General features: G+C 28.8%; 6 protein-coding genes. All 6 read right to left on the bottom strand.

What is annotated here, in order from left to right; all coding sequences use genetic code 11:
• Nucleotides 1-615 precede the first annotated feature (615 nt).
• Nucleotides 616-936, bottom strand: coding sequence for an undecaprenyl-diphosphate phosphatase (locus Q0649_RS00700; protein ID WP_298836232.1), 321 nt, complete (start codon nucleotides 934-936; stop codon nucleotides 616-618).
• A 329-nt stretch (nucleotides 937-1,265) separates the two neighbouring features.
• Nucleotides 1,266-1,481, bottom strand: coding sequence for a hypothetical protein (locus Q0649_RS00695; protein WP_298836230.1), 216 nt, complete (start codon nucleotides 1,479-1,481; stop codon nucleotides 1,266-1,268).
• An 898-nt stretch (nucleotides 1,482-2,379) separates the two neighbouring features.
• The gene (locus Q0649_RS00690) at nucleotides 2,380-2,946 is read right to left on the bottom strand and encodes a phosphatase PAP2 family protein (protein WP_298836234.1); all 567 of its coding nucleotides are present in this window, start codon (nucleotides 2,944-2,946) and stop codon (nucleotides 2,380-2,382) included.
• On the bottom strand, nucleotides 2,915-3,592 hold the full coding sequence (locus Q0649_RS00685) for a VTT domain-containing protein (protein ID WP_298836228.1): 678 nt from the start codon (nucleotides 3,590-3,592) through the stop codon (nucleotides 2,915-2,917). Before Q0649_RS00685 ends, Q0649_RS00690 begins: the two co-directional genes overlap by 32 nt.
• A 108-nt stretch (nucleotides 3,593-3,700) precedes the next feature.
• Nucleotides 3,701-5,074, bottom strand: a complete 1,374-nt coding sequence (locus tag Q0649_RS00680) for a cell wall metabolism sensor histidine kinase WalK (protein ID WP_298836226.1) — start codon at nucleotides 5,072-5,074, stop codon at nucleotides 3,701-3,703.
• A 2-nt stretch (nucleotides 5,075-5,076) separates the two neighbouring features.
• The gene (locus Q0649_RS00675) at nucleotides 5,077-5,757 is read right to left on the bottom strand and encodes a response regulator transcription factor (RefSeq protein WP_298836224.1); all 681 of its coding nucleotides are present in this window, start codon (nucleotides 5,755-5,757) and stop codon (nucleotides 5,077-5,079) included.
• Nucleotides 5,758-7,018: the final 1,261 nt, after the last annotated feature.

Genomic DNA, 7,018 nt, shown 5'->3' with positions numbered 1-7,018 from the left:
CATAAAAAGGTTGAAATTAAAAAATGCGACAACTATGTTGACAAATTCCGATATTCCCCTAAGCATTAAAGATAACTAAACTTATATCTAATTCCCTTTGTCCTATAAAATATTAAGAAAATAAAAAAAAGTGGTGGGGGAACCACTACTTTTAATAATTATGGAAAGGTTACAACTTACAATTATAGTTTGACCAGCAAATATAAATATTATACTAGCTAAATATTGTGCATATTTTAAAACATTTCAATAAAAAATCACTTGCGATTAACATAGTTAATTTGCAAGTGATTTTCGTTGTTATTTAATGTTTTGCACCTCTAAAGTGAGAACCAATTGGTGTATGCTAGGCTTTCTTATTTTTTATTGTAAATTCTTTTGGTAAGTCTCAACCATTTATGCTATTATAGATATACCATTTTGTAAATTAACTTTCCTTGTTTAGCAATGATTTTTGATGTTTTTCATAGGAAACATAAATCAAATGTTACTTAATACTAATATTTGATATTGTTATATAACATAATTTCTACTTTGCTCTTAACTCATAACCTCCAATGTGCTAATATACCTTTTGGAAGGTAATGTAAAATCACCCTATTTGGTGTTAATTTTCTATTTTAAAATATAGACAGTGATGAATATAATGCCTACTATAAATCTATATACAACAAATACTCCAAAGCCATGATTTCTTAAGTAATTTAATAAGTATTTTATACATAAAAATCCTACTATAGCGGCTACAATCATACCTACAATGAAATTTCCTGCAATGCTAATAGACGTATGTATAATATTCTTTAATTCAAGCATACCAGCACCAAAAATAATTGGTGTAGACAAAAGAAATGAAAATCTTGCAGCAGCCTCTTTAGACAAACCTGCAAATAAACCCGTAGTCATTGTAATGCCAGAGCGAGCGCAAATTTTCAAATAAAAGCTCACCCCCTCGTATAAAATAAAATTACCCATAGAAATTAAAATTTTGCCCCCATTTTTAATACAATATTTTACAGCTAACCTGTAACAGCTGCTGGAAATAATGTAAAAAAAAGGTAAAAACATCAACTGAACTCATAGCGAATAAAGCTCCTGATAAAAATGGTGTAACCAACAATCCTATTTCACAAAAAAATAAAAATAGCTATGTCCATATTCCATAGTTTTACTCCATTTAAAAACTTATCTAGAAGTAATATAAAGTTAATTATATTTAATCACGTGTTCATTTTTTCTACTTTCCGTTTAGCATATAATTTATATTATCTACCTGTTAAATTAAAATTACTTGACACAATTAAAAAATATGGCAATATCTTTACCAATTGTGTATATTCTTTTGTAAATTTATAAACATTACCTGCATCTATAAATGAGAGGATAGTATTTTTGTTATGCGAAAGTTGAGTTTGTAATAATAATTTTTGGCCTCGATGCCACCTACTAGTAGTTATAGCTTTTAATTTGAAATAAGTCATATTTCTTTAGCGTTGTTTTTAACTTAAATTATGTCTAATTTTATGTTGCCAATGTTTTCATTTGTTATAATTTTGCTTCTTTTTTTTCCATAATTCACTCATTTACTTTTAATCCTCTATGAAATAGAATTAAATATACCCTTAGTGTAACCCATGAGGTACTTACTCGAATTCCTCATGGGTTTTTTTTAACCTTAAACTTTAATTTCTAAATCCACCATCACCAAATAATAACCACTGCTTAAAATATTATATACCAATTAAGTTTAAAAATATTCTCATGAGGCTAATGTCTATAGTCTGGACTATACTCTCTTACCTCTACAGTTAGACTTTAATACCTTCAATCATTTTTGATTATTTATAAAATAAGTAGTTGACACCAAGAACCCCTATGCCAAAACAAAAATGCTGTTATTATTTACTATTTGACGATTACGATTGCTGTAACAATAATCGGCATTACAATGAATGAATTTATTGTAATGTGTATCATAAAACATATCAATCTATCGACTTCTTGATTTCAATCCATTGATACCCATCAAAATTATTTACAATACAACCATTATTTTTAGCCCTAATATACTCAAAAATATAATAATCTTCACCCTATTCTCTTTTGTAATATTTTACTAAATGTATACCTTTAATGTTATTTGTAGCTAACGTGAAAATACTAATAATTTTATTTCAAATTAATATGTCTTTATCAGTATCAAATCCTCTTTCATTATCAATTATCTTTTCAGCACACCTCCACAATATTATTTCTATGCAAATGTTTTTTAATTACATAACTAAAAGCATCCAACCTTTACTGAATAACATCATTCCCTGTTTATATTTTTCATCATATTCTTTGCCCCAGTTTCTGCATAAATCATGCTATTACACCTTACCTCCTCTTTCTCTTATATATCAAGCTTGTTATTATATTTCTATAACTTACTTTATTAAACAAGTATATTGTTATTACACTGCATATAAGCCCTAAAACTATACCTGCTAAAACGTCTGTAGGATAATGTACATATAAATATAATCTTGAAAAAGCTATCAAAGACGCTAAGCTTAAAAATACAAGTGCATATTTTTTGAAATATTTTGCCAATACTCCTGCAGCTGCAAACGAAGATGTAGCATGCCCTGATGGGAATGAATATGATACTGGCTTTGCAATTAAAAGATTAACTGCTGATGGCCTTATACGCTTAAATATATGTTTCAATATTTCTTCTCCTAAAATCCCGCTTAGTACTAAAGCTCCTAAGACCATAAAACCTATTTTTCTATATTTTTTTGTAATTATCAAAATCAATGATATTGTAATCCATATAAATCCTCCATTGCCTAAACATGTTGATATAATCATGACTTTATCCATAATGATTCCATGCATGTTATCTTTTATATACAATAATATGGAACTATCAAATTTCTGTATTAGATACATCATTTTCATCATCTTCACCTTTTTTTCTCTTTTCTTTTATAAATATTATAGCTCCTGGCAGTAAAGAAATTATTATTATAGCTATTAGCATATAAGAAAAATGATTTTTTATAAAAGATAGATTACCAAAGAAGTAACCACCACCTAAAAATAGACTTACCCATAGACCCCCACCAATCATATTATAAGGTAAAAATTTTGAGTAATTCATTTTACCGATACCAGCTACAAAAGGTACGAAGGTTCTAATTATAGGAATAAACCGACCTATAACTATTGTCATTGAGCCATGTTTTTCATAAAACTTTTGAGCTTTAATTAAATACTTTTTGTTAATAAACCTTCCCTCTTTGTTTGCTAATATTGTCTTTCCAATTTTTTTACCAATATAATAATTAGCAGTGTCTCCAAGCACAGCTGCAAGATATATTACTATTAGAAGAGTAAATATATTCATTGATCCAATTCCTGCTAGTGCTCCTGCCGCAAATAGTATTGAGTCACCTGGCAAAAATGGCATAAAGACAATGCCTGTTTCAATGAATATAATTAAAAAAATAATAACATAGGTTAATACTCCATACTGTTGTATTAATAAAGTTAAGTATTTATCGATATGCATCACTACATTTATACAGTTGATTAAAATGTTCATTTGTTCCCCTTTCGTTATACGATAATTATATTTCATATTTTAAATTTAGATTATACATTATAAAATCTTTTAATAAGTAATACCCATATATAACAATAAATTTAAAGTCTAGATGTTTAATATAACAGTTATCTTTGTTCCAATTCCTTCTTCACTTTCTACATTTATAGTTCCCTTATGTATTTCCACAATCAATTTAGCAATGGATAATCCAAGGCCAGTGCCACCTTTTTCTTTAGACCTAGATTTATCTACAGTATAAAACCTTTCAAATATACTTTGGATTTCATTTTTTGGTATTCCAATTCCACTATCACTGACAGTAATTCTTACTGTTTTATTGTTAATCTCTGAACTTATATCAATTGTTCCTCCCTCTGGTGTAAATTTAATACTATTCTCAACAAATATCCTAATCATCTGCTTCAGCATTTTATAATCCGCAAATATACTTAAAATGTCATTTCTGGAACTTGTTATTATATGACCATGATCTATAAGCTTACTCTCTTTTAAAACTTCGCAAATAAGCTCATTAAGACAAAATTCTTTTTTTTCTATTTTTTGATTCTCGCTACCACCCTTGGCTATAAATAAGAGTTTCTCAACTAAATTTGCCATATTACTGGTTTCTACCTTAATAGCGTCAATAGATTTTTCTAAGGCTTCTCTATCATCTTTCCCCCATCTATCAATCAGGTTTGCATACCCTTGTATAACTGCAATAGGAGTTCTAAGTTCATGTGACGCATCGGATACAAACTGAATTTGACTGTCAAAAGCTCCTTGGAGTCTATCTATCATCTTATTAAAAGTATTACCTAGTCTTTTAAGCTCATCATTAGGACCAGTAACATCGATTCGTTCCTTTAAATTATTAATGCTAATATTATCAGCAGCTATAGTTATTCGATCAATTGGCTTTAACATTTTTTTTATTATACTATATCCAAATATAATAGAAGAAATCATGCCTAAAAAATCAGCTATTATCATAAAAACGAGTAAAATTCTTAGGAAGTCATATTCATTATCCATATCCTTCACAATCTGAATATAGACCATGCCATATTCTTTAGTATCAATCTTTAAATTTTTATATACCAACTGTTTATTGTGTTCTTCATAAGCTCTTATTTCATCAAAAGGACCATTAATTTTAAGATCCCGATAAAAATATTTTGATATGTTTAGTACCTTTCCATCTACTTGTAATATTCTTATTGATACATTTTGTTTGGACGGAACCTCTGAAATCAATTCTTTATCAGATAAATCTACATGTTCACTTTCAGACAGAACCCTATTTAACACTATAGTTTTAACATCTTCTATTTCTTTGTTCGCTTGAGTATGCAAGTAATACTTTATTCCGTATAGAATTGAAGCATTTAAAATGAGCAATACTAACGAGAACATTACAGCATAAACTAGAGTTAATTTTACAGAAATTTTTGCGCTCTTAATAATTTTAAAATTCATAATTAATTACCTCTAACAACATATCCTACACCTCTTATAGTAGTTATAAATTTGTCTTCTAATTCATCATCCATTTTACTGCGTAAATGTCTTATAAATACATCTACTACGTTGGTATCACCTTTATAGTCATAACCCCATACTTTCTCAATTAACTGTTCTCTTGTTAACACAATGTTTTTGTTTATCATCAGTGCCTCTAAAAGGTCATACTCTTTTTTTGTGAGTTCAATTTCCACACCATTTTTTTTAACATTATGAGCTTTATTATCCATAACAATATCTTTCACTTTGACATCATAAGTATTATTGTTTATAAATAAATTTCTTTGATATACTCTAATTCTTGCCAATAGTTCTTCTATTGCAAATGGTTTAGTTAGATAATCATTTGCGCCTACATCCAAACCTAACACTCTGTCCGATATTTCACTTTTTGCCGTAAGCATAATGATAGGTACTTGCGATGACTGCCTTATTCTTCTACAAACCTCAATTCCATTAAGTTCTGGTATCATAATATCAAGAAGTATTAAATTATATTCGTTTTTCTCAGCTATAGTTAAACCGTCCCGTCCATTGTAAGTTACATCAACTTTATACCCTTCATGATTTAATTCCATTTTAATAAACATTGACATTAACTTTTCATCTTCTACTAACAGAATTCTAAAATCTTTCAAAATATCAACTCCCTTTTATAGTAGAATAGCAAACTAATCCCCACCATATTATTTCAGGGCTTAATTAAAATTCTGTACCTACATTCCTTATCTTCATTAGATAATAGTAGATAACATAAATTAAAAATAACTGAAGATTAAATTTGAATTAAATTATTAAATTCATACCATTTATTATTATTTCTTAATTTAAGAAAACCATTCAACGCACACAAGAAGCCGTAAACGATATATAGGAGTTATATGTTTCAATAAGCACTATTTTTTATTCTTATTGTACTGTTTATCAATAGCCGCATTAACATACGCCCAACCTTTCCAAACTATATGATCACTATCCATTAGAATAGATTTAAGTTGTACAAGAAGAAAATCACTTACTCCTTTCGGATTTTGAGCCTTTATTATTGAATATGCAATTTTCGGTGTGAATAATTTAGGATAATATACTATATACCTGTTTTCCCAGGCTGTAGGACTGTATTTTTTCTTATAATGGTATAAACCCTTAAATCCATAAAAACTATTAAGCTCTTCATATACAAATTTAAATAATTTTCCAGTTGCCCCACCCTCATCCGTAGTATTTACAAGTGGTGCTAGACCTAATGTGCCCCACTTTACTCCCTCTAATTTCATCTTATTAAAGGCCTCAATTGTGATTTTTTCCATAACTCCAATAGGTGCATTGTTCCTTCTCCTTGTAATATCTGCTAGATAACCTTGTCCACCAGCAAAAGGTGAAAATACAATAAAACCAAGCATCTCTTTTTCATTGTTGTAGGCTGCAAAATACCTTTTGTCCATAGGATTATCCAATGATATTGTTCCTAACATAAAAGATAATTCACTACTATTTTTATCTTTAAGCCATTCATCTGAAACATCATTAATCTGCTGTTCAATAAATTTATCTCTTTTCTCCAAGGGTTTATACTCTGATATTGTAATTTTTAAAGCAGAGGCATGATTTATTGCATTTCTTATTTTAGCTACCTTCCCACCTGATAAGTTATATGTCTCAAGGTCAAACATAGCCTCTTCTCCGCATTTTGTTTTGCCAAACCCAAGTAAAGAGTATAATGGAATATGTTTTTCAAGTGTATGACAAAAACATATATTAAGATTATTTTCTTTACAATGGATTATAAATTCAGCTATAAATAAAGGCATATCTTTATCAGAACATACTGGATCTCCAGCACATACTGCAACTCCTGAGATCGGAAGAGCACACGTCTGAACTCCAGTCACCGCCTCT

Origin of the sequence: uncultured Clostridium sp., assembly GCF_937920395.1 — a bacterium.
Classification (GTDB): domain Bacteria; phylum Bacillota; class Clostridia; order Clostridiales; family Clostridiaceae; genus Clostridium_AD.
Note: the sequence above shows the minus strand (reverse complement) of the source record. Positions and strands in the feature narration are given on the sequence as shown.

Coding starts and splice junctions, on each gene's coding strand:
- Q0649_RS00695 (WP_298836230.1), bottom strand. CDS start 1,481: ATGACTTATTTCAAATTAAAAGCTATAACTACTAGTAGGTGGCATCGA.
- Q0649_RS00690 (WP_298836234.1), bottom strand. CDS start 2,946: ATGAAAATGATGTATCTAATACAGAAATTTGATAGTTCCATATTATTG.
- Q0649_RS00685 (WP_298836228.1), bottom strand. CDS start 3,592: ATGAACATTTTAATCAACTGTATAAATGTAGTGATGCATATCGATAAA.
- Q0649_RS00680 (WP_298836226.1), bottom strand. CDS start 5,074: ATGAATTTTAAAATTATTAAGAGCGCAAAAATTTCTGTAAAATTAACT.